Source organism: Nitrospira sp. (assembly GCA_024760525.1).
In the GTDB taxonomy this organism is placed as follows: Bacteria; Nitrospirota; Nitrospiria; order Nitrospirales; family Nitrospiraceae; genus Nitrospira_D.
Genome location: CP060499.1, coordinates 2,183,323 through 2,210,223 on the forward strand (window position 1 = coordinate 2,183,323; position 26,901 = coordinate 2,210,223).

The 26,901-nt window shown below is 57.1% G+C and carries 32 protein-coding genes; 16 read left to right on the forward strand and 16 right to left on the reverse strand.

Features of this window, described 5'->3' with window-relative positions; translation table 11 throughout:
- Positions 1–24: 24 nt before the first annotated feature.
- From H8K04_10275 to H8K04_10295, 5 genes are all read right to left on the reverse strand, one after another.
- Positions 25–1,527 carry an outer membrane protein transport protein gene (locus H8K04_10275; protein ID UVT14254.1) on the reverse strand — a complete coding sequence of 501 codons (1,503 nt, stop codon included), beginning with the start codon at positions 1,525–1,527 and terminating at the stop codon, positions 25–27.
- Positions 1,478–4,336, reverse strand: a complete 2,859-nt coding sequence (locus tag H8K04_10280) for a response regulator (protein UVT14255.1) — start codon at positions 4,334–4,336, stop codon at positions 1,478–1,480. The genes H8K04_10275 and H8K04_10280 overlap by 50 nt, the downstream gene beginning before the upstream one ends.
- 283 nt (positions 4,337–4,619) lie before the next feature.
- Positions 4,620–4,928, reverse strand: coding sequence for an MTH1187 family thiamine-binding protein (locus tag H8K04_10285; protein ID UVT14256.1), 309 nt, complete (start codon positions 4,926–4,928; stop codon positions 4,620–4,622).
- Positions 4,929–4,936: 8 nt separating this feature from the next.
- Positions 4,937–5,599, reverse strand: a complete 663-nt coding sequence (locus H8K04_10290) for a bifunctional precorrin-2 dehydrogenase/sirohydrochlorin ferrochelatase (protein ID UVT14257.1) — start codon at positions 5,597–5,599, stop codon at positions 4,937–4,939.
- Positions 5,600–5,820: 221 nt separating this feature from the next.
- Entirely contained in the window at positions 5,821–6,366 is a 546-nt protein-coding gene (locus tag H8K04_10295) for an HNH endonuclease (GenBank protein UVT14258.1), read from the reverse strand.
- A gap of 158 nt (positions 6,367–6,524) precedes the next feature.
- Here H8K04_10295 and H8K04_10300 point away from each other — a divergent pair, with 158 nt between their 5' ends.
- Positions 6,525–6,854 carry a Rieske 2Fe-2S domain-containing protein gene (locus tag H8K04_10300; protein UVT17942.1) on the forward strand — a complete coding sequence of 110 codons (330 nt, stop codon included), beginning with the start codon at positions 6,525–6,527 and terminating at the stop codon, positions 6,852–6,854.
- Between the two features lie 51 nt (positions 6,855–6,905).
- Here the strand turns inward: H8K04_10300 and H8K04_10305 are convergent, their stop codons facing one another.
- Positions 6,906–7,388, reverse strand: coding sequence for a hypothetical protein (locus tag H8K04_10305; protein ID UVT14259.1), 483 nt, complete (start codon positions 7,386–7,388; stop codon positions 6,906–6,908).
- Between the two features lie 188 nt (positions 7,389–7,576).
- Between H8K04_10305 and H8K04_10310 the strand changes: the two genes are divergently transcribed.
- The 3 genes from H8K04_10310 (at position 7,577) to H8K04_10320 (ending at position 9,095) form a co-directional block, all read left to right on the forward strand.
- Positions 7,577–8,020, forward strand: coding sequence for a gamma-glutamylcyclotransferase (locus H8K04_10310; GenBank protein UVT14260.1), 444 nt, complete (start codon positions 7,577–7,579; stop codon positions 8,018–8,020).
- A gap of 110 nt (positions 8,021–8,130) precedes the next feature.
- Complete coding sequence (locus tag H8K04_10315; GenBank protein ID UVT14261.1) at positions 8,131–8,457, forward strand: (2Fe-2S) ferredoxin domain-containing protein; 327 nt, start codon at positions 8,131–8,133, stop codon at positions 8,455–8,457.
- A 125-nt stretch (positions 8,458–8,582) separates the two neighbouring features.
- Positions 8,583–9,095, forward strand: coding sequence for a MogA/MoaB family molybdenum cofactor biosynthesis protein (locus H8K04_10320; GenBank protein ID UVT14262.1), 513 nt, complete (start codon positions 8,583–8,585; stop codon positions 9,093–9,095).
- Between the two features lie 85 nt (positions 9,096–9,180).
- On the opposite strand, the gene H8K04_10325 is transcribed toward H8K04_10320, so the two are convergent.
- The 3 genes from H8K04_10325 to H8K04_10335 all read right to left on the reverse strand — a co-directional run bounded on the left by H8K04_10325 (position 9,181) and on the right by H8K04_10335 (position 11,969).
- Positions 9,181–9,615 (reverse strand): CBS domain-containing protein, encoded by a 435-nt coding sequence (locus H8K04_10325; protein UVT14263.1) that lies wholly within the window; start codon positions 9,613–9,615, stop codon positions 9,181–9,183.
- Between the two features lie 195 nt (positions 9,616–9,810).
- Positions 9,811–10,839 carry a zinc-binding dehydrogenase gene (locus H8K04_10330; protein UVT14264.1) on the reverse strand — a complete coding sequence of 343 codons (1,029 nt, stop codon included), beginning with the start codon at positions 10,837–10,839 and terminating at the stop codon, positions 9,811–9,813.
- 200 nt (positions 10,840–11,039) lie between these two features.
- Positions 11,040–11,969, reverse strand: a complete 930-nt coding sequence (locus tag H8K04_10335) for a PhzF family phenazine biosynthesis protein (GenBank protein UVT14265.1) — start codon at positions 11,967–11,969, stop codon at positions 11,040–11,042.
- A gap of 131 nt (positions 11,970–12,100) precedes the next feature.
- Between H8K04_10335 and H8K04_10340 the strand changes: the two genes are divergently transcribed.
- Positions 12,101–12,355, forward strand: a complete 255-nt coding sequence (locus H8K04_10340) for a hypothetical protein (GenBank protein UVT14266.1) — start codon at positions 12,101–12,103, stop codon at positions 12,353–12,355.
- A 3-nt stretch (positions 12,356–12,358) separates the two neighbouring features.
- On the opposite strand, the gene H8K04_10345 is transcribed toward H8K04_10340, so the two are convergent.
- Both H8K04_10345 and H8K04_10350 read right to left on the reverse strand, forming a co-directional pair.
- Positions 12,359–14,308 (reverse strand): radical SAM protein, encoded by a 1,950-nt coding sequence (locus H8K04_10345; protein ID UVT14267.1) that lies wholly within the window; start codon positions 14,306–14,308, stop codon positions 12,359–12,361.
- Between the two features lie 16 nt (positions 14,309–14,324).
- Positions 14,325–16,223 carry a radical SAM protein gene (locus tag H8K04_10350; GenBank protein UVT14268.1) on the reverse strand — a complete coding sequence of 633 codons (1,899 nt, stop codon included), beginning with the start codon at positions 16,221–16,223 and terminating at the stop codon, positions 14,325–14,327.
- A 366-nt stretch (positions 16,224–16,589) separates the two neighbouring features.
- Between H8K04_10350 and H8K04_10355 the strand changes: the two genes are divergently transcribed.
- Positions 16,590–16,931, forward strand: a complete 342-nt coding sequence (locus H8K04_10355) for a hypothetical protein (GenBank protein ID UVT17943.1) — start codon at positions 16,590–16,592, stop codon at positions 16,929–16,931.
- 9 nt (positions 16,932–16,940) lie between these two features.
- On the forward strand, positions 16,941–17,270 hold the full coding sequence (locus H8K04_10360) for a hypothetical protein (GenBank protein ID UVT14269.1): 330 nt from the start codon (positions 16,941–16,943) through the stop codon (positions 17,268–17,270).
- A 74-nt stretch (positions 17,271–17,344) separates the two neighbouring features.
- Here the strand turns inward: H8K04_10360 and H8K04_10365 are convergent, their stop codons facing one another.
- Complete coding sequence (locus H8K04_10365; GenBank protein ID UVT14270.1) at positions 17,345–17,665, reverse strand: cupin domain-containing protein; 321 nt, start codon at positions 17,663–17,665, stop codon at positions 17,345–17,347.
- A gap of 265 nt (positions 17,666–17,930) precedes the next feature.
- On the opposite strand from H8K04_10365, the gene H8K04_10370 reads away from it, so the two are divergent.
- The gene (locus H8K04_10370) at positions 17,931–18,473 is read left to right on the forward strand and encodes a GAF domain-containing protein (GenBank protein UVT14271.1); all 543 of its coding nucleotides are present in this window, start codon (positions 17,931–17,933) and stop codon (positions 18,471–18,473) included.
- Between the two features lie 487 nt (positions 18,474–18,960).
- Here the strand turns inward: H8K04_10370 and H8K04_10375 are convergent, their stop codons facing one another.
- On the reverse strand, positions 18,961–19,641 hold the full coding sequence (locus tag H8K04_10375) for a transposase (protein ID UVT14272.1): 681 nt from the start codon (positions 19,639–19,641) through the stop codon (positions 18,961–18,963).
- A 178-nt stretch (positions 19,642–19,819) separates the two neighbouring features.
- Between H8K04_10375 and H8K04_10380 the strand changes: the two genes are divergently transcribed.
- Both H8K04_10380 and H8K04_10385 read left to right on the forward strand, forming a co-directional pair.
- Positions 19,820–20,089, forward strand: coding sequence for a hypothetical protein (locus H8K04_10380; GenBank protein ID UVT14273.1), 270 nt, complete (start codon positions 19,820–19,822; stop codon positions 20,087–20,089).
- Between the two features lie 22 nt (positions 20,090–20,111).
- Positions 20,112–20,300 (forward strand): hypothetical protein, encoded by a 189-nt coding sequence (locus tag H8K04_10385; protein UVT14274.1) that lies wholly within the window; start codon positions 20,112–20,114, stop codon positions 20,298–20,300.
- Between the two features lie 20 nt (positions 20,301–20,320).
- Here the strand turns inward: H8K04_10385 and H8K04_10390 are convergent, their stop codons facing one another.
- Positions 20,321–20,716 (reverse strand): hypothetical protein, encoded by a 396-nt coding sequence (locus H8K04_10390; protein ID UVT14275.1) that lies wholly within the window; start codon positions 20,714–20,716, stop codon positions 20,321–20,323.
- Between the two features lie 546 nt (positions 20,717–21,262).
- On the opposite strand from H8K04_10390, the gene H8K04_10395 reads away from it, so the two are divergent.
- Entirely contained in the window at positions 21,263–22,246 is a 984-nt protein-coding gene (locus tag H8K04_10395) for a PilZ domain-containing protein (GenBank protein ID UVT14276.1), read from the forward strand.
- Between the two features lie 49 nt (positions 22,247–22,295).
- Here the strand turns inward: H8K04_10395 and H8K04_10400 are convergent, their stop codons facing one another.
- Positions 22,296–22,784 (reverse strand): VOC family protein, encoded by a 489-nt coding sequence (locus tag H8K04_10400; protein ID UVT14277.1) that lies wholly within the window; start codon positions 22,782–22,784, stop codon positions 22,296–22,298.
- A gap of 293 nt (positions 22,785–23,077) precedes the next feature.
- On the opposite strand from H8K04_10400, the gene H8K04_10405 reads away from it, so the two are divergent.
- Together H8K04_10405 and H8K04_10410 are read left to right on the forward strand one after the other, a co-directional pair.
- Positions 23,078–23,530: a phage tail protein gene (locus H8K04_10405; protein ID UVT14278.1), complete on the forward strand. Its 453-nt coding sequence runs from the start codon at positions 23,078–23,080 to the stop codon at positions 23,528–23,530.
- Positions 23,531–23,562: 32 nt separating this feature from the next.
- The gene (locus tag H8K04_10410; protein ID UVT14279.1) at positions 23,563–24,015 is read left to right on the forward strand and encodes a phage tail protein; all 453 of its coding nucleotides are present in this window, start codon (positions 23,563–23,565) and stop codon (positions 24,013–24,015) included.
- Between the two features lie 4 nt (positions 24,016–24,019).
- Here the strand turns inward: H8K04_10410 and H8K04_10415 are convergent, their stop codons facing one another.
- Positions 24,020–24,460 (reverse strand): hypothetical protein, encoded by a 441-nt coding sequence (locus H8K04_10415; GenBank protein UVT14280.1) that lies wholly within the window; start codon positions 24,458–24,460, stop codon positions 24,020–24,022.
- A gap of 444 nt (positions 24,461–24,904) precedes the next feature.
- Here H8K04_10415 and H8K04_10420 point away from each other — a divergent pair, with 444 nt between their 5' ends.
- The 3 genes from H8K04_10420 (at position 24,905) to H8K04_10430 (ending at position 26,882) form a co-directional block, all read left to right on the forward strand.
- Complete coding sequence (locus H8K04_10420; GenBank protein UVT14281.1) at positions 24,905–25,372, forward strand: CreA family protein; 468 nt, start codon at positions 24,905–24,907, stop codon at positions 25,370–25,372.
- 146 nt (positions 25,373–25,518) lie between these two features.
- A complete protein-coding gene (locus H8K04_10425; protein ID UVT14282.1) occupies positions 25,519–26,238 on the forward strand; it encodes a hypothetical protein in 720 nt (239 codons plus the stop codon).
- A gap of 131 nt (positions 26,239–26,369) precedes the next feature.
- The gene (locus H8K04_10430) at positions 26,370–26,882 is read left to right on the forward strand and encodes a sel1 repeat family protein (GenBank protein UVT14283.1); all 513 of its coding nucleotides are present in this window, start codon (positions 26,370–26,372) and stop codon (positions 26,880–26,882) included.
- Positions 26,883–26,901: the final 19 nt, after the last annotated feature.

Genomic DNA, 26,901 nt, shown 5'->3' on the forward strand with positions numbered 1-26,901 from the left:
GCGCTTACGTTGGAAGCGTCACGGCTAGAAACCGACGCGGACGGAAAACCCGCCGGCGTGCAGCGTCGTATTGTACAGTCCGTTCACGGCAGCGCGAAGCCCCGTATTCCCTGAAATTGTCCGCGGCTCATAGAGGAACGCCTGGTACGACAGATCCACACCGATAAATTTTGCTTTGACGGATCCTATTCCCAAACCACCACAGGAGAACAATCCCAAGAACGACCCATTGCCTTTGCACTGCAGCCCGATACCTGTTGAAATAACATGGAGATCGGCCGATGGTACTCCCGGATTGAAATTGAGATCCGGCACCTGCGCTTGCTGATTCGTATAGCCGCCCCGCACGGCTATCTCCCAGCCGGGCAACCGATCGACTTTGAGCCATCGATACTCGGTCCCGGCCAAAATGGCATAGGTGCTCTTCCAGTTTTGCGGTTGTTCAAGAATGGCCGTTCCATCTGGTCGCCGAAGATCTAAGTTTCTGACCGATTTCCAACCGACGTAATCCACATTCAACTCGAGCTTCCATTCGCGTTCGGCATTCCGAATCGGCCACAAGGCGATTCCGCCGGTGATCACCTGGGGCAACACCAGCGTCGTGGTGGCATCTTGAACCTTGATGCCATTAGCCATCAACGCTCCATCCAAATGAAGGGTCGCCTGGCTTCTGTACACCACGGCCAGATTCGCAACCGGCTGTCCATTTTCATTTCGCAATGCCGTATACAAGGCGCCGACGTTGAACCCGGGAGCCGTGTCTTTGCCGTGAAATTCCAGCTTGCTTCCGGCGGGTGCCAATCCACCGGGTGAGACGGACTGCAATTCGGCATGCCCCTCGCCAAAGAAACTCGCAAAGGTGTAGATGTCCGCCCCCGCTCCAATGGAAAAATCCGGGTGGGGCTGATAGGCAAGCGTCGGCTTGATGTCGAACAACGGCAGTGCGCTGAATGTGGAGATGGCCCGAAATGGGCTGTCGTCAGGCCACCGCATGACCGACCCGAATGGTGTCGTGATTCCTATCCCTACCGCCAGTTTGCCAAACAGGGAGACACCAAGGTCCTGGAGATTCGCCGTGATATACCCATGACCCGGACCGGGCCATGCGAACGCGCCATCATGATCTCCAACTGTCGTGACTCCACCCGGACTTCTGAAATCGGTGGTCCCTCCGACAAGTATTCCCCCCGCCATCATTTCCACGCCGCGAAGCTGCGTCATACCGGCTGGGTTGTAATGAATGGCGGACGCATTGTCGGCCTGGGCCGCGAAGGCATTGCCCATGCCCGACGCAGCCGCCCCTTGTCCATAGACACGAGGGACCTGGGCCGATACAGGGGAAACGCCGCAGACGATGATGGCATAGGTGAGAAGGGCGAGCGCCCACCTCGAGAGAATCCTGACATCGCTGAGGGTGAAGCGGCTTCGACGCCCTCCAGGTCGTGTCCGATGACCGAGAGCGCGTGTCGTCTGCGGGTCACACACGTTGGAACCAACGATCCATGGCCTGCTGAAGTTCGCCGGCATCGAACGGCTTGAGCAAGTAGGCTTGAGCCCCCATTCCAATCGCCTTGACCGCCAGTTCAAGGGATCCGGATGCCGTGATGATGATGATGGGGAGTTCCTGATTTGTCATGCGGACTCGTCGCAACACTTCCAGACCGTCGATCTGGCCGATCCCGATGTCAAGAATCATCCCATCGAATTCCCGTGTTTGCAGGGTATCCAACGCCTGACGACCGTCGTACGCGGAGTAGGTCAGGTACCCCCCTGCCCTCAATCGGTCATGAAGCAGTTGCTGAATGTCGGTGTCATCATCCACGACCAGGATTTGCCGGCCCGCGAGATGCGATTCGAGCACAAGCGGCGTCTGGACCGTGTAGATCGGAATGGTGAAGGCAAGCTCTGCACCGCCGGTTGGGCGGTTGCGGGCCGTCACGTCCCCTCCTTGCAATTCCACCAACGTTTTCACGATGGAAAGCCCCAGCCCCAATCCCTTGGGTCCGGTGCGTTGGCCCTCCTGAATGCGGAAGAACGGGTCAAAAATCTTGTCGAGATGCACGGAAGGGATGCCGGGGCCTGTATCGCGAACCAGCACGGTCGCTCTTCGGTGATCGGTCAGTTCGCAAGTCACCATGACGCTTCCACCGGGTGGAGTGAACTTGATGGCGTTTTGCACCAGATTCACCACGGTCTGAATCAAACGGTCCCGATCCGCCCAGACAACGATGTCGGAATCGGTGCAACAGAATTCCAACGTTTGCTGTTTCACATGAGCTAACGGTTTCAGCTGTTCGATCACGTCGGCGAGGCAAGGCTCCAGGTCGACGTTGGCGGGATGGATTTCCAAACGACCGGTTTCGATCCGGGTGCGGTCGAGGAGATCTTCTATCATACGCACCAGCCGATCCGAGTTCTCCGACATCCGGACGAGATAGCGCTGCTGCTTCTCGTTCAACGGCCCGGTCAGTCCGTCCAGCAAATTCTGGATGAATCCTTTGATGGACGTGAGCGGTGTCCTCAGTTCGTGTGACACGTGCGAAAGGAACTGCGCGCGCAGACGATCGGCTCGTTCCAGCGCTTCCGTGCGCTCCCGCACTTTGAGCTCCAAGCCCGCATTCCACTCTTCGATCTGCTGGTAGGCCGAGGCGTTGTCGAGCGCGATGGAGACCTGACTCGCGACCGTCGTCATCAGTTCCAAATCGTCCTCAGTCACGCTTTGATTGTGTGAGCGATCGACCGTCAACATGCCCCACAGTCGGTCCTTGGTCTTGATGGGCACCACGACCAGGGCCTTGGTTCTGCTCAGTTCGGCCAATCGCTGATTGAGCGGATGCAGATTGTGCCGTATCGATTCGATATCCTTGACCAAGAGCGGCCGTCCTTGCAGGACCACCATCCCTTCGGGACTCTCAGGATCCTTGATCGGGATGCGGCAGGATTGAGCGAATTCTTCAACCTCCGGCGGCGCGCCGATAACGCGGATGTGCTGAACGATATTTTCAACGGGATCAAACATGGAAACCATGGCGCTGTTGTAGCTGAGTTCGTGCGTGAGCGCTTCCAAGACTTGATGCAGCAACGCGTCTCGTTCAAAAGTCGAGTTGAACGAGAGTCCCGCTCGATGAAGGGCCGTGAGCTGGGCCACCTTTCGGCGCAACTCCACCCGCATCTGTTCTTGTTCCAAATAGGCCGCGCGCAATTCTTCATGGCGGGATTCGACGAACGAGATCTGTTCCTGAATCAGGGCCTCGCGACGCTCGCTCTCGCGGAGGAGCCGTCGGTTGACGATGATACCGACCGCGAGGATAGGGCATACTCCCACCAGCAATACCTCGCCGAGGCTAACGGCCGGGTTGAAGATGCCGACCCCCGCCATGAGGGCGATACCCGACAGACCTCCCCACAGGAACCATGCGAAATGCCTCGGCGCATGAGTGGGGGGAATGACACGCCCGGTGGTCACCGGATGGGTGCTGTGCTCACTGGCTACTTCGGCCGGTGCCGGCCCGCTCGGGAGAGTCGGCCGCGCCTGTTCCAGCGGCGACGCGGCCCGCCAGAATCGTTTTCGATACCCCTTATCTTCCTGCCACCGAATGGTCCACTGGCACCATTCATCATCATTGCCGATGCACGAAGTCTCCATCGCTTCCGCCTGGGAAAGACCGTGGATGCGATCCGCCATCGCGACCATGATGCCTTGCGCCGACTGACACACCAGACAGGCACACCGCCTCCGATAGAGTCCGAATTGGCGAAGCGTACGCTCGGTGAACTGCATCGCCACCACAGCGGTGCTGCTCGTGACTTCCACCACCCGGAATTCAACGGAGCCGGAGGTAAACTTATTCCCGAAGTAGGGAAACATCGTGTAGATCTGGGACAGGGAAAATGGCCGGGTCAGCGCCAACATGATCGGAGACACCTTTTCCGCGCCCGCTTTGAACGCGAACCGCTGCTCTCCGGAAATCCTCTCGCAGAACTCATATAGATAGGAGGCGAATTCGTACGAGTAGCTGTTCCAGGGATTCTTCAAAAATTCCGGCGTGACATGGTAGACGGGGTCCTTGATGCGATCATTCAAGAGACGGCACAACTCCTCCACGGCCTCTTTCCCCGCCGGCGCTCCCCGCTCGGACGCCACCAGCTTCTCCAGAAAGACGGTGACCGCTCGAATGCTGACCCCACTGAGGTCTCGGATCGTCTGACCCTGTTCGTCCAGACCGAACGGGCGAAACACCATCGCGCCCTGCTCAAGAATCGTGTGATCCTTGGGCAAAAGCTCCATCGTCGGTAGGGATTTGGCCTCGACGCTCTCCGTCGCGCTGCTTGTCATGCCGTCATTCTCTGAAACAACGTGATCATTGGAAGGAACACGGCTGGTTCGGAATGCGATCTATCACTGACCGCCGAGAGACTGCGCAGTTTCACCATAGGAATACCTCGTACGGATTGAAGTATATAGACGAAGGAGAATGTTTTCAACACAACGGCTCGCCTCCTTGTGACAGAGGAGGCGAGCACGTCTATAGATGGGACAGAAATCTCAACATCCAGACCCTGTCCGAACGAGTCGGCCTTCTCGGTTTGCCTGCAAGACGAGAAGGCCTCACATCGCCCTATTGTTTGACCGGTCGTTTCAACGTCTTTTCGATGCTGGCGACCTTACTCTGGAGACGACCGGAATGGCCCTTTCGATAGTCGACTTTGATCGTGCAGGAAATACGGTTACAATCCTTCTTCATCCGCTCGTAACATTGCTGCACGACCCCGAAGACCTCTTCCCATTCTCCCTCCAGGACCGTCCCCATCGGGTTCAAGCGATAGGGCACTCCGCTCTTATCGATGATGTCGAGGGAACGGGCCACATATTTTCCAACACTTTCAGTCTTTCCCAACGGGGACATGCTGAATTCCAGTAGAACCATCGTTGCTCCTATTGTTTTTCCAGTTCCGGTTGCGCGCTCGTGACCGTTTGAGATCGTCGTTCCAGCCAGACTTTGGGGTACTGCACGCGGCCAAGCAAACGGAAACCGTCCAACGCGTCATGGAGAAGCGCGCGCCGCTTCTCGGCATCCGGCTCGTTCGCTTTGGCCTGCTCCCGCAATTGCCTGACCCACTCGACGAACTCGATGAACTGGGTATCGAGGACGTGTTCCAGATCTTCCTTGATGAATCCGGAGAGGGCCGGAGCCACCCCGCTTGTACTGATCGCCACACGGACGTGTCCCGCCGCCACCACCGCCGGCATCGTGACACTGCTCGCTTCCGGATAGTCGACCGACCAGAGCAGCACGCGCTTCTCCCTGGCTTTGGCCGACAGCATCTGCGCGAAATCGCGCTCACCTCGGAGCGTGTTGAGAATGAGAATGGCGTGTTCAAGGTCCGCGTCTCGAAAATGGCGGCCGCGATGGATGATCTTGCCCGAAGCCGCCAACTGCCGCAGCGGTTCATTCAACGTAGGACTGATCACCGTCACACGCGCGCCGGAATCGAGCAGGCGTTGGGATTTTTCCGCCGCCTCCTCATCGCCGCCGATCACCAGGACCAGCCAGCCTTTTACGTCCAGGACAAGAGGAAAGCCAGGATTCGCAGCCATGATGGTACTCCCGTTTCGACTGAGGGGGCCAGTATCCGAGAATGTGCCTCGGCATGCAAGAGGCTTTTGGACGGAATGTCCCGACTCCACTTTTGATCGAGGCCTGGTTATAATGCGGCGCTCTCGATCGGGCGGGAGAGGTGAGGGCGAGGCTTCAAACTAGCAGGACGTGTGTGAAGACACGGGATGTGAAGCACAGATGATTCAGCCGGGAACGACCCTCACGTGTCGGCGGGATCCGCATCCAACTCCATGTTCCAGTACAGATAGTCACGCCAGCTTTCCGGCGTGTTGCGAATGCCGATGGTGATGGTAATGACGGGGCTCCACCGGGGTTTCACCGGCCGCTTTTTCAACCGCATGCCGGCTTCTTCCGGAGTCCGCCCGCTCTTACGATTGTTGCAGCGCCAGCAGGCGGTCACGATATTTTCCCATGTCTTTTTTCCGCCTTTGGCGATGGGCACGACATGGTCGAACGTCAGTTCTTCGGTTCGGAATCTGTGATTGCAGTATTGGCAACAGTAGCCGTCTCGCGTAAAAATATTGATACGGGAAAACTTGACCGCGCGATGACTGTCCTTCAACTTCACCAGCTTCAAGAGCCGCATCACGGCCGGAAGTTTGATCGACAGAGAGATTCCGTGGATCTCGCGGTCGTAGACCTCCAACACTTCGACTTTTCCTTGCCAGAGAAGCGCGATCGCTTTTTGCCAATGCACGACCCGCAGGGGTTCATAGGTCGCGTTCAGCAGGAGGGTCATTTCCATGCAGAAACCTCATCCCCATTGGGGCCTCCAAGAGGGTCGTGGAGCGTGTCCGCGGGGCAGGACTACTTGGTGATAGTTCTATGCCATAAGGTGGCTGTTAAATCAAGCAAGCGCCCATCTGATGCCGCATGCGGCGGACCCCCGGAAAGATGACCATGATGAACGATTTCGTCAAAGCAGCCTTCACGCACGAGATTCCACCCGGCACGGGACGAACCGTCGAAATCGACGGGATTTGGATTGCGCTCTTCAACGTGGACGGAATGTTTTATGCGGTCGACAACACCTGTCCCCACGCGGGCGGTCCGCTTGGGGAAGGAACGCTCTGCGGACCCGTCGTCGAATGTCCCTGGCACGGCTGGAAATTCAGCGTCATGTCAGGCGAACGAGTCGGGAACTCCAACTTCCAAATCACCCGTTGTGAGGTGCGCATTCAAGGGGATGAAGTTCAGATCGCCATACCACCGGCGCTCAGAGAGCCGGCTTGAGACAGCTGCCGCACCGTCGATCGGAGAACATCGCTTTCCAGCACCGACAATCTAACTCTGTGACGGACCCGGTGGCGATGGAGCAGGTCGCTCATCGGCATCGGCCGCTTTCGGGGTCACGCCGTCCGCCGGCAACGAGGCGGCGTTGACCTTCTTGAGTTGAAGATGGGCATGCCAGATGAACTCCCGCTCGAACCATTGACCATGTACACCTTGATCGCGAAGTTGCACGCGGATTTCGAAGATATCTCCATCGACGTGCTTGACGCGCCATTCTCCGAGCCGAACCCCCTGCCCGCGTTCCTTCATCATACGGACATGTTCAGTCATGGCTTGCAAGATCGTGGGATGTCCGATCGCAGGATGGTTCTGGACCAAGGTCAAGGCTTCAGCCTCTTGTTGCCCTCTCGGTGGAGCCGCCGACGGCAACGTGGTCCACGCATAGTACAGTCCGGCCAGCAGCAGAAGAACGACGACCGCATAGTTGACGACACGCGCGCCGAGCGATCGGGAGATGGTGGCACTCTCAGTCATGACGGGCATTGTCTCCGTCGAAATGATTCATGTTCGGAAGCGCTCAGGTTGAAGCATCTTAGGAAGGCTCGGACATCATGTCAATGCGCGCCCGACGCACGGGGCGAAGGCCGCTTGTTTGGTGAAAAGCCGGTGTGTTACAAGTACCAACACACGTTGTCACAGCCGGCGGCAGATGAGTCGAATGCATGAAGTTTTTCTTGTACGGCGATCTCCTCAATCCCTCACAACTTAAACGGCGGGCCCCGGAACACAGATTTCTGGGCCTCGCGACTCTGCCGGACCATACCGTCAAATTTTGCCGCTGGTCGGCGCAATGGCGATGTGGGCTCGCCAGTATCGTGCCGTCCCAAGGTGAAAGGACCTGGGGGGGGCTGTTTGAACTGACGGATGAAGACGTGAAGATCATGGATCAATTTGAGCAAGACGTTCCTCAGGGCGCCTACCGGCATCTGCAGGTCACCATTGCGACCGAGACCGGAGAAAAAGAACTGGTCACCACCTATGCAGCGAATCCGATCGGCAAGTTCAAACCGAAGGATCACTATCTGGACTGGGTGATCAAGGGCCTCAAGCAGTGGAAGTTTCCGGAGGAAGTGATCCAGCAATGGGAGTGCTATCGGCCACGGTGATGCGCGATCGCACGGAGGATCGCGTTCAGCGATGACTCGCGAACCAATTTCACGTTTGAGCCGACGGCTGATGCCGACAGCCGGTCGCTCGATTAGCTGAAGGAGAACTCATGCCAAAGCCCCAATATCATATTCTCGTCTGCACCAATTCCAGGCCACCGGGCCATCCCAAGCCATCATGCGGGTCGGCGGGTGCCGCGCAGCTGCTCATGGCCTTCAATATGGGGCTGATGCAGCGGTCGGTTCCACCGGGCCAAGTGTTGGTGAGCGCGACAGGCTGCCTCGGCCCCTGCGAACAAGGCCCGACGGTCGTCGTATACCCGGACAACACCTGGTATTCCAAGGTGACCGAAGCCGACGTCGCCGCGATCCTCGATGAACATGTGGCGAAGGGAACCCCGGTTGCTCGACTGAATCCCGACGCGGCGTGGAAGTAATCACTGCAGGAGGGACCAGTCACGCCTTAAATCGGACAGTGTGCGCAGAGGAGACTATTTGTTCGTGGAACTGACGGTTGATTTATCACCCGGCATTCCTGCATGTTCATCAGAGAGCACACGATATGAGTGAACCCACCCATCACGAACACAAAGCCCAAGCACCTGGATCCATCGGGGCCATGGTGATCACGAGCAGCGATACCCGCACGCCGGACACCGACACCAGCGGCCGGCTGATTCACAAACTGCTCGAAGGACACGGCCATACCGTCGTCGCCTATCACATCGTCAAGGACGAGCCGGGACAGATTCAGTTTCGGATCGCCCAAGGGACGGTGAATGATGCAGTCCAGGCGATCATCATCAACGGCGGTACGGGAATCTCACGGCGTGATTCGACCTACGAAGCGGCCGCCGAAATGTTGGAGAAGCGGTTGGATGGATTCGGTGAAATCTTTCGCTATCTGACGTATCAGGAGATCGGTTCGCCGGCGATCATGACCCGAGCCGTCGCCGGCATCGTCAAGGGCCGCGTGCTCTTCTCCGTCCCCGGCTCGGAAAATGCCGTCCGCCTGGCGATGGAAAAGCTCATCCTACCGGAACTGGGCCACCTGCTCCAGCAACTCGCGAAATAACCGTGAGACGTAAGGGATAAGACGTGAGGCGCGGCTTCACCGGAATTTTGCTCCGTACGCCTAACGCTTCACGCCTTACGTTTACCTAGTCCTGCGTAATCTTCGGTTCGTCATACGTTACATCCGTCGAAATCTTCGATTGCGCGTAGCGCTTGTAGTGCAGCAGCAGATCCCGCACGGAGACCACGCCGGCGATCTCGCCGTTCTTGGTGACGCCGAGATGGCGCACACCCAAGTCCGCCATCATATCCTGCGCATCATCGACCGACTGGCTTCCCTCGATCGTGCAAATCGGAGCCGTCATGATCTTCTCGACGGTGAATTTTCCGAGCGGCTTTCCTGACGCGACGGCCCTCCGCACGATATCGGTATCCGTCACGATCCCCACCAATTTCTTGCCCTTCTTGACCAGGAGCGATCCCACGCGCGCCTGGCGCATCGTCTTGGCCGCGCTGGCAATCGAGGTCTTCGGCCCGATGGACTTTGGACGCTTGTTCGTAATCTGACTCACGGTAGCCATTCATTCCTCCCTCATTAGATTCATCGTATCAGTATCGCGATAGATTGCCGACGTGCGAACACCGGCATCGTTCGGCCGGACGTAGATTATCACGAATGGTCAGACACCTGCGAGGCTGTTTACACGCATAGCAGAATGTTCGTCACACTCTGGCACGGTCGCCGGACGGACAGGCACAGCAAGCCACATCCCAACTTAGCAGACCAGTACGATCTTGCCGAAAAACTTCCGGCTGATCATGAGCTCTTGCGCGGCCCGGGCTTCCCGGAGCGGAAACGTTCGATCGATCACGGAAATCAACCGCCCTTGCCCCATGAGTTCCGTGGCTTTCACCAGCTCCGCCCGCGTGCCCATATAGGAGCCCTTGATCGTCAACTGGCGGGAATAGACATAGCGCAGATTCAACGAGACCTCGCCACCGGTCGTTGCGCCGCACGTAACCAATCGCCCGCCTTTGGCGAGGGATTCGACGCAGGTGTTCCAGACCTCCGGTCCGATGTGTTCGACGACGACATCAACGCCACGGCCTTCCGTCAACAACCGGACTCGCTCCGCTACATTCTCCTTGCCGTGATGGATGACGGCATCGGCTCCCAAAATGACGGCCTTGGGAATCTTGTCGTCGCTCCCGACCGTCGTCAGTACGCGCGCCCCCGCCAGCTTCGCCAGCTGCACGGCCATCATGCCGACGCCGCTCCCCGCTCCCATCACGAGAATGGTTTCCCCATGCTGAAGTCCCGCCAATGCGAACAGCATATGCGAGGCCGTGACCGAGACCAGCGGGAACGCGGCGGCCTGCTGGAACGACAGATTCTCAGGTATCGGCAGGACATTCTGGAACGGAACCGCGACATACTCGGCATACCCGCCATGCCGCACGGCTCCAAGAAGCCCATATGTCCGGCACATATTGTCACGGCCTGCCAGGCAATACTCGCATCTCCAGCAACTGACGCCGGGTGACACAAAAACCCGCGCCCCGCGAGTGACGCCTTCGACTTGAGCCCCTATTTCTTCGACCGTTCCGGAGACATCGGAACCAAGGACATGTGGGAAGGGAACGGTATAGGCAGGGCTTCCCTGTCTCACCCAGATGTCGAGATGATTCAGCGCGCAGGCCTGTACCCGAACCAAAACTTCTTGCGGCCCGACCTGCGGCATCGGCAGCTCGTCATACGCAAGCTTGTCCGCTCCACCATGCTCGCGAAACACCACAGCCTTCATCTCTCCACACCCTCCTCGTACATGAAGTTTTGAAACCACGGGACGGTCGAACGCACCGAGGACGGTATGGTTGATCCTCGATTGCGCGCGTTGAACGAGCACCGCCCTTGACTTACATATATAAATGGAACTTGTGTGCCCCGTGCGGCGAGCAGGAGGACAACCATACCGGCCTCTCTAAATAGGCACGGCCTGCGGTTTCAAAACTTCAAGGTCCCCTCCACCACCATCACACACTGGCCGCCGACCCTCACGCCCTGGATGACCTCGTCATCCGACTCCACCTGGACAAGTATCCTGGATGGCCGATCGATCTCGTACCCTTGCTCGATGAGCAGGTCCGTGGTGGGTCCGACCTCCACCACGCCGTTCTGAACCAGATAGGCGCCGAGCGCCCCGCCGGCGCTCCCGGTGGCGGGGTCCTCCAGGATTCCGATCTTCGGGGCAAACATTCTCGCGTGGACGGAGGCGAACGATTCGACCGTCACCGTCGTGAAGACCATGATGCCGTTGGCGCCGAAGCGCTCGCAGACGTTGATGATGGCCGACGCGTCAGGATTGATCGACCGTACGGCCGTCAACGTCCGCACCGGCACGATCAAGACCGGCAAACCAGTCGATACGACTTGGAGCGGCCATTTGGTATCGACAATCACGTGCTTCGGTAAGCCAAGGGCTCTTCCGACCAGATACACGTCGTCGATCGCATCGATGGGGTCGAGAAATTCCGGCTTGGGTTGCGACATGACGACTCGCACCACACGGCCTTGCTCCGAGTGCAATTCGAGGGGAAACAGCCCGATGTTACACTCCTGCATCACGCGCGTGATGCCGTCTTGCGTTGGGATTCGTTTTAATTGGGCCAATACGTAAAACGTGCCCAACACCGGATGACCGGCAAACGGAATCTCCTGCGTCGGGGTGAAAATGCGCAACCGCGCAACCGCGGCAGGGTCGGTCGGCGGGAAGACGAACACCGTTTCCGACAAGTTCATCTCCCGTGCGATCTGTTGCAGCTCATCGTCGGTGAGACCGTCCGCATCGGGAAACACGGCGACAGGATTGCCCCCAAACGGCTGAGCGGTAAAGACGTCTGCTTGATAGAATTTGAGAGACCGCTCTTCAGCCATGATTATTTCGGGAGCCGTTCACTGTTTCCCCTCCTTGGTGTTCATTTCGGATATCCTGACGACACAAAAAAACCATCGGCCTGATTTGACAGGTCGAATCCAATTTTGTCAGACTCGGCGCCGTGGACCACATGACCGAACAAGACATCGCCCACGCCATGGAGGTTCTGGACCTCGCCTTCCCCATCACCTCCGAAGACCTGGAGCGGGCGAGACGTGTGCAGCTGTATACCTGGAATCCTTCGCGCTATGCCGGCCTCACCAACAATCCTAAGACCTACATGCAGATGTTTCAGAAAGCCGAAGCCATGACTCGGACCATTGAAGCCGCCTACGCGTTGCTCTCGGCTGTCCTCGTCCCGGATGACGAACCCACCGCCCAGTAGCCTTCAGCCGCCGACCTCGTGACTTGTGACGCGCGACATCCCTTCGTCCCCTTGCGAATGGGCCACCGGCCAAGTAATCAACCCTGACACCCCTTCGGGCGAACCGACCGGTTGTGCCTGCCGCGCATAGATTTGCGGCAACCGGTTCGTCCCGAACTTCGAGATATAGAGAAACACGTGCTCGCGGGAGTTCACGCGCACGGCCCAGGGATGAAAATCGTGCTTATAGAATTCCTCACAGAGCTGCATCGCGTCGAGGCACGACAGCGTGCTCGGGTCATTCAACGTATAGTAGTAGTCCAACGGGAGATCGTACTCTTCCTGCTTGTGAATCGTCATGCCGAATTGTTCCGGGCGCCGCACCATCGGCGTGTGGCGATAGGCGACGAAGTAAAACAGTTCCAGGGAGTGGATCACCGGCTGGTTCTCTAGGACGAACCCGCGGGTTTCCATCGCCTCCTCGAGCGTTTCACCAGGGAATCCATAGAAGGCCATCACATGGTTCCAAATTCCGGCCTGCGCCGCCATCACGAGATTACGCTGGATGACACTCTTCTTGGCATGCTTGTCCATGAGGTTCAAGACCCGCTCGTTCGCCGATTCCATCCCATAATACAGCGTGCAGCAACCGGCCTTGGCCGCGAGGTCCCAGGTCGCTTGATCTTGAAGTGTTTCTTCAAAGCGAATGAGCGTCGTCCACTTGATTCCGACGTCTTGGTCGACTAACAGCTGTGAGACCTTCTTGAACAAGGCCGGCGGATAGGACTCATCGCTGAACAAAAAGTGCCGGCAACGGTACTTATCGCGCAGCGCCTTGATCTGATCGATCACCAGTTGGGCCGGCATGCCCCGGTACTGATCGAAATACCCCTGGCCATGGTCGCAGAACGTACAGCGGCCCCAATAGCAGCCGCGCGTCGCCAAGTAGGGAATGATGAGTTCAGGAACGAAGTAGCGATCCAATGGCATCCCCTCAAAATCCGGCAAGGGAAGCGCAGCCGTCTTCTCAGTGTAGATTTCCGGATTGCGGTGGAGACCCGATGCATCGCGATAGATCAAGTTGGGGACGGAAGCGAGCAGCCGCTGACCGTTCAACGCTTCGATGAGCCACAACAATGCATGCTCACCTTCATAAAGAATAGCTGAGTCAAAGACTTCAGTGAAAAATCTCTCGTGATTGACGAGGTCTTCATGCAGCCGGGTGATGATGTTGCCGCCGACCACCACGTGGACGTGCGGAAAGGTTTCTTTGATCATCTTGCCGAAGGTCAGACCGGCCAACAGCTGCATCTGCGTTCCGATGGAAATCCCGATCACATCAGGCTGCTCTCTCGCTACGTCCGGCATGACCAGCTGATTGCAGAGATCCCGATAGACGTTCACCTGCTCGTCTTCCAAACAGGCAAACACTTCCTTCGAAACTCCGGGGCGATAGCCGAGATTGCTTTCCATCGGATAAAACACGAGCGAGGCGGGATAGTAGGCCGCGGAGATATAGGCCATCGTCTCGCGGAACGTATTCAGCGCCCCTTCCAGCGTCTCGGCCTCATAGAAACGCTCGCCGCGTACGATTCGCTTGGCATCCTCGGCTCGATCCGCCAGATCAAAAACGTCGATAGTATTGGCCTGCTCGACGACCGCCATCTGACTGATGTCCCGTTCGGCCAGGACGCCCGCCTTCTCTTTCTCTTGCAGAGCCTTCAGTTGCATGCCCAATCGAGCCTTCACCCAGATCAGAAACTCCATGCTGAAGAAGTGATCCCACATCCCGATATTGATATCGCGTTGGATGACCGTATGCCCGGCCTCGCGCAAAACAGCGGTGAGCGAAGGCAGGGCGAGATACGGCGCCGTCGGCACCCATTCGGGCGGAAAAATGAGCATGACCTTGGATTTCTTCTGGTCAGCCTTAGCCAACGGGACGAGGCTATCTATTTGAAGCAGGTCAGTCATTGTGTAGCCCACGCCCCTACATCTTCCCCGCTAACGTATGTATTACCCCAATCGTCTTGACCGCTCGATACTGAAGATCATTGAGCTTTCCTAAACCAAACCTTGAGATATAGAGAAAGATGTACTCCCGAATATAGAGGCGCAAATCCCAGCCAGGATTGTGGTTGCGCTCGAACTGCTCGAACACCCGCTCCGCCTCTTCGATGCTCATCCCGTTCTTCACCGTGTAGTAGTAATCCAGCGCGAGATCCCAATCCGGATTCTTGTACGCCGTCACGCCCCACTTCTCCGGATGCTTGGCCACCGGATTATGCCGGCCGAGATCGAACGTCCCGAACCCCAGCGAATGAACATGGTCTTTGTTCTGTTCGAGGAATTGCACCGACTGCCACGCTTCCTCCTTCGTCTCGCCGGGAAAACCAAAGAAGCCCATGCAGTGGTTCCAGATCCCCGCCTCCGCCGTGAGCTTGAGGTGCTTCGTCATGACCTCTGCCGTCGTCGCCTTGTCCATTAGCTGCAAGACCCGCTCGACTCCCGACTCATAGCCGAAGTGCAGATAGCGGCAGCCCGACTCTTTCGCATCCTGCCAGACAGCGTCTTCCAACAGACTCTTCTCGAACCGCATGTGCGTCGTCCAGAAGATGTCCATTTTGCTCTCGACCAATCCTCGCGAGAGCTTGCGAAACAGCGCGGGCGGATAGGACTCATCGGTAAAATGAAAATGTTTGACGCCGTACTTGTCGCGCAGATAGGTGATGTCGGCGAGAATGTCCTGGATCTTCTTCGATCGGTAGCCGGCGGTGTAGCCCTCGCCATGGTCGCAGAACTCGCAACGGCCCCAGTAACACCCCCGCGTCGCCAGATAGGGCAACACACGGGTGGGAACGAAATACTTCTCGAGCGGCAATCCGTCGAAGTCCGGCGGCGGCAGCGCGGCCATATCCTCCGCATAGCTCATCGGGGACACATGAACACCCGTCTCGTCTTTATAGATCGCGTTCGGCACATCGGCCAACCTCTGCTTGGCGCCGACCGCTTCGACCAGTTGCGTGAACGCCGTCTCCCCTTCATAGACCACGGCGCTGTCGAAATAGTGAAAGAGAGGTGACTGCGGCAGCACATCGCGCAGGCGCGTCACCGTATTGCCGCCGATCGTGATGTGGATGTGAGGGAAGTGCTGTTTGATGAGGGCGCAGAAGGTCATCGACGAAAACATTTGCTGCTGCAACACGATCGAGATGCCGACCACGTCCGGCTGCTCGGCCTGGATCACCGGCTTGACCAAATGGTCGAACACGTCCCGGTACACGTTGACCTGTTCATCCTGCACCGCATCCATCACCTCGGCCGAGACGTACGGTTTGTACGAGAGATCCGTTTCCATCGGCGGCATGCAGATTCGCGCAGGAGCATAGACCAAAGATGCGATCGATGTAACTTCTCGAAAGACTTGAAGTGACCATTCCAACTTGTCAATATCATAGAACTTATCATTCCTTACGATGTGCTTCGCTTCCGCCGCATCACGGATCAACTTTTCCATCCGCGGACGCGTCACATCGCAGAGCGCGAGCTGCACATCCATCTCCCACTCGGCGAGATCGCGCTTTTTCGCCAGCTTGCGGAGCCGATCCAACTGCTGCGGCACTTTGCGCAGGACCTTCTTCAGAAAATCCTCGCTGAAGTACCAGTCCCACATCTCGCAATTGATGTCTTTTTGGATGACCGTATGGCCGGCTTGGCGGAGGACGGAGGTGAGCGAGGGAAGGCTGAGATAGGGTTCCGAGGGATACCAGTCCGGTGGGAAGATCAGCATGACCTTCATCTTCCGTCCGCTGGCCTCGAAAGAGCTCCGGCGGTGGAGCTGTATCAGCTCCTTCGACGCCCGGTTCCCCTTGGAATACTCGACTTTCATCCCGGCCTATCTGCCCTCGTCAAATTGCTCAAAAGACTGGAAAGCCAATGAGTTAGGCCCGAAAAATACATTGTACGGGGGCTCGAGATTGATATGCAAGAGTGGGAACGGAGCGGCCAGATAGTCCTTGTGCTCGCTGAGGCCTCACGGTGAAACTGTGGTCCCTCAATGCGCGCAAGAAGGAAAGCACCTGACTACCCCACTAGAAAGGCGGAGAAGAAGATCTGCGGAATCAAATTGGCTTTGTCGGACCAGCAGTATGGTCCTCAGCATTCCGTCAGTCGAGTTTGCGATTGACAGAAGCCTGCGTAATCCGCAATCTTGCGGGCCGTACCCACATACATTCATGCTGCGAGCATTATGGAAATTATCGTCATCCGCACAAGTGTGACCAAGGCCGACCTGAGCACGATGGCGCAACAACAGTTCGGTGACATGGTGAAGGCCGTGGTGGATGTAGAACAAGGCATTATGGCCATCGGTGGGGAACTGCATTCCGACGAGGAAGCCATGCTCCTAGAGCAAGGCTCGCTGCAAAGAAACCTGTGGGGCATCAATCTCTATCCTGAACGGCCGCCTTCAGAGTGGATTGAATTCGATTCGATGATCAATGTACGTCCATCCGGAGGAAACCGTTCTCGATACGTCGAGCGTGCTGAGATCCGTGACGCGGTCACGGCCATCGTCAATCGATTAGTACAAGGCTAGCTGGCCACTATGTCACCACTTCATGAGCAATTAGCCGCGGGACGATGGCACACGCTTTCACTCATGGAGCAACTGGCCAATGTCGGGAGCGACGTGGCACGCGCTGCCCGTTGGTATGAAAAGGATCGGCAACACTGCGAACAGGCTTTCGACCGTGCCGTAGAACTGCTGGACTTGACGATTGCGGATGAGCGGTGGAAAGGTCGGCGGAAAGAGTTAACCCGCGCGCGCGAACTGCTCTGCGATGCGATGTTTGGAGGGCATACGTACGGCAGTGACTTAGCCTCCCTCGACCGCTATTTTTTCCACTTCGCGATGGCAGCCAGAGCCGGCCGATGAGCGGGTCGGAAAAGTCACGGCCCTCATGCATCCGCTATACCAGTGCAGAGGCCGCCTGCTTCGCTGGGATCGAGTCAGTCTTTGACTACTGCACCGCCCACATGGGCGATGAAGAAGACTGAATCCTCGAGCGCTTCGGCATCGTGTACATCGCCCGGCCCGGCCTTCAGGTAGTCCCCTGCCGAAACCACCTTGTCCCCAAAACGAATCTTGCCCGATAGTATGACGATCTCTTCCGGACCCTCATGGTCGTGAAGTGGAAAGCGAGCACCAGCCTTGAATGCGATAAAGTCTGAGCCGTTCCCGTTTTCGCTCCAGATAGTGGAACACGTCACGCCGGGAAAGCCGGTTTCCGCGAACGGACGACGCGCGGCCTGAGTGAGATGAGTGATCATGAGCTCCTCTCTTATAGAAGGTTAGACGGGTCTGCATGAAATGGACGGCAAATAATAAATTTCTAGAAAAGACGAGTCAACCCGGCTCCCTCGGCTGGCTGCGAATCCTGTCTTCACCATTGAAATACACGATAGCCGCGGCCTGGCAGTTCGTCCGAAGTGCCTGAATACTCACCATTGCGGACGCGGAGGGCACGCGGTAGAATGATGTCCCTGTCCACTCAGGTTTGATGGAAGACAGTCGATATCCACACAAGAATCATCTATGGTTACTCCCCTCACCGAAACGCAAAATAATTCCTTCATCTTGGCGGCCTGCGAAGAGGTGCAGCAGATGTTGGATGCCGGCACCCCGAGCCAGGAGATACTGACCCGTCTCGCGAAGGCCGGAGAAGTCTTGGCTGGTCCCGGATCGTCGGTGTCGATTTTGGTGATTGATAAGGACGGCTTGCTCCGGAACGGCGCGTCACCCAGCCTTCCGGCAGACTATCTCACCGCAATCGATCGGTTGAAACCTGACATCGGAGTCGGCACGTGCGCGGCCGCAGCGGCGACGGGAAGCGTCATCGAAACCCCGGACTTCCGGGCCGATGACAAGTGGGCCGAACTGCGTCACCTGCCGATGGCGCTGGGCTTCATGGGTGCCTGGAGCATGCCGATCAAATCCGTGGCTGGAACCATTCTCGGTACCTTTGGCACCTATTTCCGCGACCACCGCACCCCTACCGCGGAAGAAAAAACTGGCGTTGAGCATCTAGCCGCCGCAGCGGCACTCGTCCTGGCCAAAGCCTGGCCGAGTCTCCTTTAGATACATCCCTCAGATAGCCTCGTCTTTATTATGTCGCGATTGAGAGCGCATCGTGCGTCCTCAACCATCATTCGGTCAAATTTGGGATTGACAGAAGCCCGCCCAAACCGCAATCTTGCGAGCCGTACCCGCTTACTTTGACACGGTCAATTGGTACAAGGTTGCGAAACAGGATAACACCTCTTCACAAGCAATTAGCTGTGGAACGATGGCACACGCTTTCACTCGTGGACCAACTGGCCAATGTCGGCACCGACGTGCCAGACGTCACCTGTTGGTATGAAAAAGATCGGCAACGCGGCGAACAGGCTTTAGACCGTACCGCGGAACTCCTGGACTGGACGATTGCGGATGAGCGGTGGAAAGGTCATCGAGAAGAACTGGCCCGCGGGTGCGAACTGCTGCGATGCCATGCTTGGAGGCAACACGAAAGCCTAAAAAGCCTAAAAGGAAAGCCTAAAAGGTGTCAGGAAAAGCCTAAAAGGTGTCAGGAACCTTTTGTGAGCTTTGGCCGCCCGCGCGGTCTGAGGGTTCCCTCCAAGTCCAGCCGGTTCGCGGTACGTCGCACCCAATCCTCCGCGCCGAAGGGTTGCCCCCGACAGACAGACCGACGCAGCGCTTCGAGTTCCGTATCCGTCTGCGCCTCATTCACCCACTTCACCCAGCTTCGAGGTCGAGCCACCGGCCATTCGGACAAGAAGGCTGTTGCATTGGCCCTGTGCTGTCCTCTCTGCCACAAACTGGACCAGCGCCACTCTTCCACGCGAGTCACAAGGTTGCCTCGTAAGGCGTTCCGCTCGACATACCGACACACCGATAGGAAGTGCTCATCCGCCTGCACAGGAAAGGATTTGAACCGCCCTTGATAGACATGGCCTGCGCCAGCAGAATGCCGGTGGGCATGCCAGCGCTGGGTGTGCGTCAGCGTCACCCACGCCATAAAGCGTGAAAGCTCTTCGTCTCGCCGCGGCCACAGCACCAGATGCCAGTGGTTGGGCATCAGACAGTAGGCCAACATCCGCATGGGGAAACGATCCTGCGCTTCCCCAAGCACCTTCTCGAAGGCCACATAGTCGGCGGGCTTTTCGAACAGCGGCAGCCGGCCATTCGCTCGATTCAGAACATGATAGATCATGCCCCCGACGGCAGCTCGTAACGGACGGCCCATGATGGAGCACTGTACGCCGACTGATCGCCTCGTGTCAATAAAAGGTTCCTGACACCTTTTATATATACACATGAACGAGAATTTACCCTGCCGCAACTCCCCCGTAACCAAGCGTCCATATAGTATCTAAGCTGCCGCGCATTGCTCGGATCAAACCCTTTTGCAAAGGAGAATCCCGATGAGCATACCCTGGTGGACGAAGGCCTCGCCCAGACGCAGAAAGGTTCATGGTAAAAAGACCCTCCGCTGGGATGTTCTGGGACTGCGCGATCCGGCAATGACCTCGGCCACACTCTCGATTGAGCAGGTTCGCCGTCTCATCATCGAAGCCTCAAACTGCGGCTTTAGCTCCGCGACTCTCGCTCGCTCCCAGGAGAAAAACGGACAGCGCAAATGGAGAACGAAGTCGCCGGGCGGTACGCGCAAGCGTCGTGTCGCTTTGCGGTAACTCTTACAGAGGAATGTCGTAGGTGGATAACATCGTCCAGGTGAATCAGGATCTGTACCTGAACATCTCAGAAGCGGTCAGAATCGAGGCCCACGGCAAGAGCTTCCGCATTTCGATCCGGAACGGGAACGGATCTCTGACCGAATATTATTGCCATCCGGAAGCCCCTGGGTATAGCAAACTGAAAGAACTTTTAACGAAGGCAAAGTGACGTGCCCGCCTCCCGCGCAGTCACGAAATCCTTAGATGGCCGTCTCTCCATTCGCCGATCGTGCGGTGATTCATCCATTCGAGAATGGGAAAATTGACGTAACCGCGTCTTCCCTTCACCACATAACAGTTGACTGTCTCCACTAGTTCTTTCTTTGCCTCGAACGGAATCCTAAAGAATTCCCTACCAACGACGACCTTCGGAGTTCTGGGGGGCTTCCACTCAAAATCGGCGAGGAGCCCGAGGTGTCGTGCCTGGGCCAATTTGTCACGGCACTGTTCGAAGAGACTGCCGGCCGAGGCCTCACTCAGGTTGACAAGAAGTATTGACGCGGTGAGCAGAAAAAGGATGGCAGTGTGGGTCGCTATCGGACGCCTGCTACGGAGGGGACGGAGAACGAAGATGCGCCTTCCCATCGAGCCTCCTGAGCGACTCACACACCTTCTGTTGGTCTTCAAACCACCACAGACGCAGCTGTTGTTACCAGTCGATAATGATTACTGCCCTTTGATGATCACCTTCAGCTTTTTATCGTGTTGTCCAACCGTATCTGTAATTGATTCCTTACCGTGACCGCGTACGTCGATGATAACCCTATCTGCCGCAGTAAGGGCACCTGGCATTTGCGACAAAGCTACAGCAGGGAGTATCCGTAATCAAGCGGTCATCCTCAGACTCATACAATCGTCTGCTGTGTGGTCCACTGGGACCCAGAACAGACCAAAATGGAAATTGATGAGATTTTATAGACTTATGAGAAGGGGTCGGGAGTCTTTTCTTAACAGCGATGCATCGACTTCGTGAGAAGCTCCGGCATGCCTCGTCCTTATTTCGTTCGAAGGGCTGTTGCCGGTTAACCTACCGACGCGGGATAATGTGTCCCTGAACGAACAACGCGCACGGGATCAATCAGGATACAAGAACAAGTTCCCTCTCCCCTATTTCTTTCTGAGGGGTGAGTGATGGGTCTCATTGGTGAGAAAGCGGAGGATCGATCAGTTATGAATCTGAAGGCAGAGGATCAGCGGACTGCGCCCCGGGTTGGTGTGCATTTTCTCGCCATGGTGTCGGGCTCCGTACAGTCCGAAGGGACAGGCACCATTCTCGATCTCTCAACGAGCGGGTGCCGGCTGGAGAGCCCGCTCCTGATGTTGCCTGGCCTCTCGCTAGAACTGCGCATCGCGGTACCCGGCTTGGAGTGGGCGCTGATGATTGATGGGGCTGATGTGCAGTGGGCGAACGAGGACACCGCCGGACTGGCTTTTGTGCGAATGAGAGAGACTGAACGGCAGCGACTCGACGACGTGATGACCGCTCGGCTCGCAAGGAAGTCGGAGGACGGCGACGGCGAACAGGCCGAGCCGGCGCCGTTTGAGTTCCAAGGGCTGGAAGCCGTGCTGTCAAAAGACCCGGCGCTCGCCGTCAACAAGGGACTGGCGTGGTTTGCTCAAGACCGGGCGGAATTCCGCTTTCGAGGCGGGAGCCTGCTCAACAGAGCGTTCCCCACCTGCACGCCCGAGTTCGCGGCCGCGCTCGGCGAGGTGGTCAAAGCCGGCGGCGACACGGAGGCAGAGTTCGCTCTGGCGCTTCTCCAGAATTATCTTGGTTCGACATCCACCGACGGCGTCCTGAAAGAGATTGTGTCGCGCTTTTCAGATGACGATCGCACAATGAGCGGAGTCCGAGCCAGCATCAATAGCACCGGCGTGGTCTCCGGTGAATTCGGACTGGCGGAAGCCTGGCGGGTTAGGAAGGAGTCGCTGACGCGCTGGCTCACAGACGAACGACAGACTGTCCAAGCGTTCGCCGAGCAGCACATTGCCGAGCTCGACCGAATGATTGTGGCAGAGCGGCGCCGTGTGGAGGCCGAACGGGAACTGCGCGAGCGGAGCCGCCATGCGGACGAGTCAGGCCACGATCACGGGTACAGGCCGAAACCCTTCTGATCGCAGAAAAGGATGTGGGCTCGGCGCCGTTCGCGCGTAAGCCCCTACGTTATCCGCGCCGGGCGGCCTCGATCTGAGCGATGTCGATCTTGACCATCTCCATCATCGCCTCCATCACGCGCTTGGCTGCGGCCTTGTCCGCGCCGGTCATGGCCTCTATGAGTACGCGCGGTACGATTTGCCAGCTGAGCCCAAATTTGTCTTTGCACCAGCTGCAGGCGATGGCTTGTCCATCGTTGTTGACGATCGCGTCCCAGTAGCGGTCCGTCTCCTCCTGGGTGTCAGTAAATACCTGAAACGACACAGCCTGATTAAAGGCACAGTCGGGACCACCGTTCAAGCCGACGAACGGCTGACCCAATACGGTGAACTCCACCGTCAGCACATCGCCCGCCTTGCCGTTGTGGTAGTCGGCTGGGGACTTGTTGACTGCGGTGACGTGGCTGTTGGGGAACGTCGTGGCGTAGAACTTCGCCGCCTCTTCGGCATTCTTGTCGAACCAGAGACACGTGGCCATTGGAATCTTCGGGATCGGCATATCGGGGTCGGTCTCCTTTCAGTGGGGTTTGCTGTACAACAAGTATGCGTGGGACTACTGCAACACTTACCGGCTTTGTTGAGCGATTGCAAATTACCCGCTGTGCTGTTTCTTGGTTTTCGTGTCAGGGCGTAGGAACCCACAGGACGTTGCCGGCGCGCAGCAACGTGCGGGCTCAACTATTCATTTTACCGGAACTTTTACTGACATTTTCGGTTTGTCCTGTTGATTTTCCGTTGCGCTCGGCGTAGGAATTGGCACCGACGTGCAGCTCTAAAGGAGAGGAGATACGTATGGCGATTTTGCGCGATCGTCCCTATGGCCAGTTCAACTTTCTGATCGACCTTGGCAACGGAAACACCCAGGGGCCGCAGGCAGGCTTCCAGGAGGTGAGCACCATCGGCATGGAAGCCGTGGTGGTCGAATACCGCACCGGCAACTCCAAGGAAAACAATGTGATGAAGCTGACGGGCATGAACAAGACCAGCGATGTCACACTGAAACGCGGGATCATCGGCTCGCTGGATCTCTATGCATGGCTCGACCAGATCCGCAACGGCGACCAGAACGCCGTGAGAACCGTGACCATCCAGCTGCAGAATGAAAATCGCACCGACGTGGTACAGACCTGGAAGCTCTTACGCGCACGCATCATCAAGCACACGAGCGGTCCACTCAACGCAAAGGGGACCGACGTCGCGATGGAAGAACTGGTGTTAGCCTACGAACGCCTCGAAATGGAGTAGCGTCCAGGTGTTTCTCCTGGAGTGAGGACAGTATGGCTGTCATCAGTGAACGACCCTACAGGAATTCGAATTTTCTCGTGGATGTTGGACGAGGAGACAGCAGGTCTCTGATTGCCGGTTTTGCCGAGGTGATCTTCCCGGATTTCATCGTTGATCAGCGCGAGGGTCCTCAGCGTCCTCACACGGTGCCTCAGCCTGTCGAACGAGCTGAAGCTGCGGCTGCCAATCGTCTTGTCCTCAAGCGAGGGGTGATGGGATCGATGGATCTCTATGCCTGGTGGGATGAAGCTCGAAAGGGAAGAGCGCCTCGACCACGTACCGTGAAGGTTGACCTGCTGGGGGAGGACCAGTCAACCGTGGTGCTGACCTGGCGCTTCGACAATGTTCGTCCGGTGAGTCTCTCGTACTCGCCCTTGCGAGCCATGGATAGCGGCATCCTCATGGAGACGATTGTTTTGGAATTTGACAGGATGGAGATGATGTGAGGAATCAGAGATCCTCTTCCATGAAATCCAATGCCTGCGGTCCTCCGATCTGGCTAAATACGGGGCTCCGGCAATTCGAGCTCATGGGCAAGCGATAGTGCAGAACGCCGATATACTTCGTCACCATCCTGCGTAGCCGCATTTTCCGTCGTTCATCGTCGCCCGGCGTGTCGCTCATGCGGGCGGAAGAGATGACGGCTCGCCCACCCGATCGATAGCCGAGTGCATATTGCCAGTTGTACTCGCGGATGTAGAGATCATCCTCCATCAAGGCGATGAGCGTCGAATCGGGCTCGAACGCCACGGCTGCCTGCCCGAGAATTTTGGCGATCTCCTCGGCGGCATACTGTCCCCTCTTCTCATTAAAGGCTTGGGCGACAATCTGTTCTAGCGGTGCGGGAAGAACCGAAATGCGGAGTCCATATTTCTTCTCATAATACGCCACGAGTTCCTGTACGATCCCGGGAGGAAACGACCCGATCGGAACGAAATAGACCTGCCCCCGACCGTGCAGCCCGGCAGAACCCCGCGGAACCTCTGGAGGCTGCCTGCAGGAAACGCTGCTGCAGGCCGAGCTAAGAATAAGTATCAGGATTACGACCGCAGTCCGCAATTGTACGAACCTTACGCCTTCATGACTCCCTCCCCCAAGTGTTCATGGGTAGAGTAGCAACGAGGCTCAGGTTGTCAATCAAACCTGGGATAAGAACAACGTTCACCCAGACCTCTTTGTACCATCCGACCCCTTTTTAGATCTCCGTAAGTGATATTGATGCTCCTCCCTTCAATCCCCTGAGACCTCGGTGCCGGCAGTCCGATGCCCTTGCGTTGAGCCTATCCCGACCTATACCTTACCTATACAGCTCACCTATGACAGGAGAAGGCATAGATGAAGGCGAAGATTTTTGTGACCATGTTGCTCTGTTGCACGACGATCGTTGCGGCAAGTTATGCCGAGGAAATTGGGAGTGTCGACACGGAATTCAAAATGTTGGGGCCGGATCACAAAATCGTGGTTGAAGCGTTTGACGACCCAAAGATTGAAGGCATCACCTGTTATCTGAGTCGATCCAAAAAAGGCGGCTTGAAAGGGATGGTCGGATTGGCGGAGGAAACCTCGGATGCCTCATTGGCCTGTCGTCAAGTCGGTCCTATTCGCGTGGTGGGCGAGCCGAAAGAAGGGGAAAGGGTCTTCAGTGAGAGCCGGTCCCTGATTTTCAAGAAGCTCCAAGTTGTCCGATTCTTCGACAAGAAACGCCGGACCTATGTGTATCTCGCCTATAGCGATCGTGTGATCGAGGGCTCGCCACAGAATGCCATCTCCACCGTGCCGATCCAATCCTGGCCAACTCAATAAGGGCAGAAGACCATGCATCTCAACGGAGGTCGGATGGAGGGCACTCATGAGTATTGACTCGTCTCGGCCTGTTTCATTGAGCTCAGCACTCACATTCTTGAACCATCCCGGCTTGACAGGCCACTGCCTCTTGCTACGCTTGGGGCATGCTGCCATGGTTGAAGCGCGCCGTGCTCGCGGCATCCGCCCTATTCCTTCTGTATCTCTGTCTACTGGAGCTACTGATCGGTACAGCCAGACTCGTGATGTGGTGGGAAACCCGGCAACCAGACCAATTCTATGTCGCCTATTCTTATCTCTCCGATGGTCTTCCGTGGGTGTTCTTGGGAATCGTGGGAATATGGGGCAGCGCAGCCATTCTGTCGAATCGCTCAAGGACCCTGCATTGGCTATGGTTGCCCGCTCTCACCTTGCTGTATTTCGTGATGGCCCCACTGCTGACTGACGGATGGTTCTTCCATCGTGCCATACATCCTATGGCCGGGCGACCGATTCAGATTGCCCTTGAACGAAGTCAACGGGATCTTCGCATGATCTCGTATGAATTGACTCAACAGGCTCAGGTAGATGGATTCTATCGCTGCAGTTCAGCCCAACTCGGTGAGCTGAGTGCCTTTGCCGTAAATGGGCGGCAGTTGCCCTACGAGTTGCGATGCGTGTCCACGGATTCGGACATGAAATCCATTGCGCCGGCGCGCCCTGCCACCGTTACCATGGCAGTAAGCACGGACGGCAAGGAGGCGTGGTTTCGCATGACCACGTTAGTCAGTGAAGCAGGGACTTCTGCCGACTGGCTGCGCCGGTATGGTGATGTGCTCGTTCAGCATCGTAAGTTAGAGCCGGCGCCTCCCAACTTACATGAATAAGGCCACGCATTGTCTTTCGAGATGAAGCCATAGACCTGCCGGATTCCACAAAGTACAATGATCTGTTTCTCTTCCAGGCCCTGAGGCGATACTTTTCTGTTTCGATTGGTCTTGGTGAAAGGATGATGTCGATGCGGCGTTGTGTGTTTGCCATGCTTGTGATGTTGGCCTGCGCGTCAGGGCCGAACCCCGAACGCGTTGTTGCAGCACAGTCCATTGAAGAAGCGGAATTTTCGTATGAGCGCGGCGATTATACACAAGCAGGCCGTCTCTTCAGTCCTCTGGCCGAGCAAGGAGTGGCCTCGGCCCAGTTCTATCTGGGTCTGATGTATGAAAAGGGACGCGGCGTCCGGCAGGACCACTCCACGGCACTGGCGTGGTTTCGCAAGGCAGCGGCGCAGGGCTACGCCGGCCCCCAAAACAATTTGGGTCTGATGTATGAGCGGGGACGAGGCGTCCGGAAAGACGTCCTTCGCGCATTTATGTGGTACACCGTCGCCGCCGCCATGTTGACCGGCGAGGAGAAGGAGACAGCTCTGAAGCGTCGAGACCATTTGACCTCACAAATGACCGCTGCGCAGATCGAGGAGGCGCACGAAATGGCGCGGCATTGTCAGCAGTCACAGTTCAAAGAGTGCGATTAGGCGCCCGGTATGAATCAAC

What these genes read in the sequence shown, in the direction of transcription:
- H8K04_10330 (UVT14264.1), bottom strand. Translation starts at nt 10,839, where the DNA reads ATGAAGGCTGTGGTGTTTCGCGAGCATGGTGGAGCGGACAAGCTTGCG.
- H8K04_10290 (UVT14257.1), bottom strand. Translation starts at nt 5,599, where the DNA reads ATGGCTGCGAATCCTGGCTTTCCTCTTGTCCTGGACGTAAAAGGCTGG.
- H8K04_10300 (UVT17942.1), top strand. Translation starts at nt 6,525, where the DNA reads ATGAACGATTTCGTCAAAGCAGCCTTCACGCACGAGATTCCACCCGGC.
- H8K04_10335 (UVT14265.1), bottom strand. Translation starts at nt 11,969, where the DNA reads ATGGCTGAAGAGCGGTCTCTCAAATTCTATCAAGCAGACGTCTTTACC.
- H8K04_10295 (UVT14258.1), bottom strand. Translation starts at nt 6,366, where the DNA reads ATGGAAATGACCCTCCTGCTGAACGCGACCTATGAACCCCTGCGGGTC.
- H8K04_10275 (UVT14254.1), bottom strand. Translation starts at nt 1,527, where the DNA reads ATGCCGGCGAACTTCAGCAGGCCATGGATCGTTGGTTCCAACGTGTGT.
- H8K04_10395 (UVT14276.1), top strand. Translation starts at nt 21,263, where the DNA reads ATGGGTCTCATTGGTGAGAAAGCGGAGGATCGATCAGTTATGAATCTG.
- H8K04_10365 (UVT14270.1), bottom strand. Translation starts at nt 17,665, where the DNA reads ATGATCACTCATCTCACTCAGGCCGCGCGTCGTCCGTTCGCGGAAACC.
- H8K04_10430 (UVT14283.1), top strand. Translation starts at nt 26,370, where the DNA reads ATGCGGCGTTGTGTGTTTGCCATGCTTGTGATGTTGGCCTGCGCGTCA.
- H8K04_10320 (UVT14262.1), top strand. Translation starts at nt 8,583, where the DNA reads ATGAGTGAACCCACCCATCACGAACACAAAGCCCAAGCACCTGGATCC.
- H8K04_10425 (UVT14282.1), top strand. Translation starts at nt 25,519, where the DNA reads ATGCTGCCATGGTTGAAGCGCGCCGTGCTCGCGGCATCCGCCCTATTC.
- H8K04_10405 (UVT14278.1), top strand. Translation starts at nt 23,078, where the DNA reads ATGGCGATTTTGCGCGATCGTCCCTATGGCCAGTTCAACTTTCTGATC.
- H8K04_10310 (UVT14260.1), top strand. Translation starts at nt 7,577, where the DNA reads ATGAAGTTTTTCTTGTACGGCGATCTCCTCAATCCCTCACAACTTAAA.
- H8K04_10340 (UVT14266.1), top strand. Translation starts at nt 12,101, where the DNA reads ATGACCGAACAAGACATCGCCCACGCCATGGAGGTTCTGGACCTCGCC.
- H8K04_10400 (UVT14277.1), bottom strand. Translation starts at nt 22,784, where the DNA reads ATGCCGATCCCGAAGATTCCAATGGCCACGTGTCTCTGGTTCGACAAG.
- H8K04_10410 (UVT14279.1), top strand. Translation starts at nt 23,563, where the DNA reads ATGGCTGTCATCAGTGAACGACCCTACAGGAATTCGAATTTTCTCGTG.
- H8K04_10345 (UVT14267.1), bottom strand. Translation starts at nt 14,308, where the DNA reads ATGACTGACCTGCTTCAAATAGATAGCCTCGTCCCGTTGGCTAAGGCT.
- H8K04_10380 (UVT14273.1), top strand. Translation starts at nt 19,820, where the DNA reads ATGAGCATACCCTGGTGGACGAAGGCCTCGCCCAGACGCAGAAAGGTT.
- H8K04_10305 (UVT14259.1), bottom strand. Translation starts at nt 7,388, where the DNA reads ATGACTGAGAGTGCCACCATCTCCCGATCGCTCGGCGCGCGTGTCGTC.
- H8K04_10325 (UVT14263.1), bottom strand. Translation starts at nt 9,615, where the DNA reads ATGGCTACCGTGAGTCAGATTACGAACAAGCGTCCAAAGTCCATCGGG.
- H8K04_10285 (UVT14256.1), bottom strand. Translation starts at nt 4,928, where the DNA reads ATGGTTCTACTGGAATTCAGCATGTCCCCGTTGGGAAAGACTGAAAGT.
- H8K04_10390 (UVT14275.1), bottom strand. Translation starts at nt 20,716, where the DNA reads ATGGGAAGGCGCATCTTCGTTCTCCGTCCCCTCCGTAGCAGGCGTCCG.
- H8K04_10350 (UVT14268.1), bottom strand. Translation starts at nt 16,223, where the DNA reads ATGAAAGTCGAGTATTCCAAGGGGAACCGGGCGTCGAAGGAGCTGATA.
- H8K04_10420 (UVT14281.1), top strand. Translation starts at nt 24,905, where the DNA reads ATGAAGGCGAAGATTTTTGTGACCATGTTGCTCTGTTGCACGACGATC.
- H8K04_10280 (UVT14255.1), bottom strand. Translation starts at nt 4,336, where the DNA reads ATGACAAGCAGCGCGACGGAGAGCGTCGAGGCCAAATCCCTACCGACG.
- H8K04_10360 (UVT14269.1), top strand. Translation starts at nt 16,941, where the DNA reads ATGTCACCACTTCATGAGCAATTAGCCGCGGGACGATGGCACACGCTT.
- H8K04_10370 (UVT14271.1), top strand. Translation starts at nt 17,931, where the DNA reads ATGGTTACTCCCCTCACCGAAACGCAAAATAATTCCTTCATCTTGGCG.
- H8K04_10375 (UVT14272.1), bottom strand. Translation starts at nt 19,641, where the DNA reads ATGGGCCGTCCGTTACGAGCTGCCGTCGGGGGCATGATCTATCATGTT.
- H8K04_10315 (UVT14261.1), top strand. Translation starts at nt 8,131, where the DNA reads ATGCCAAAGCCCCAATATCATATTCTCGTCTGCACCAATTCCAGGCCA.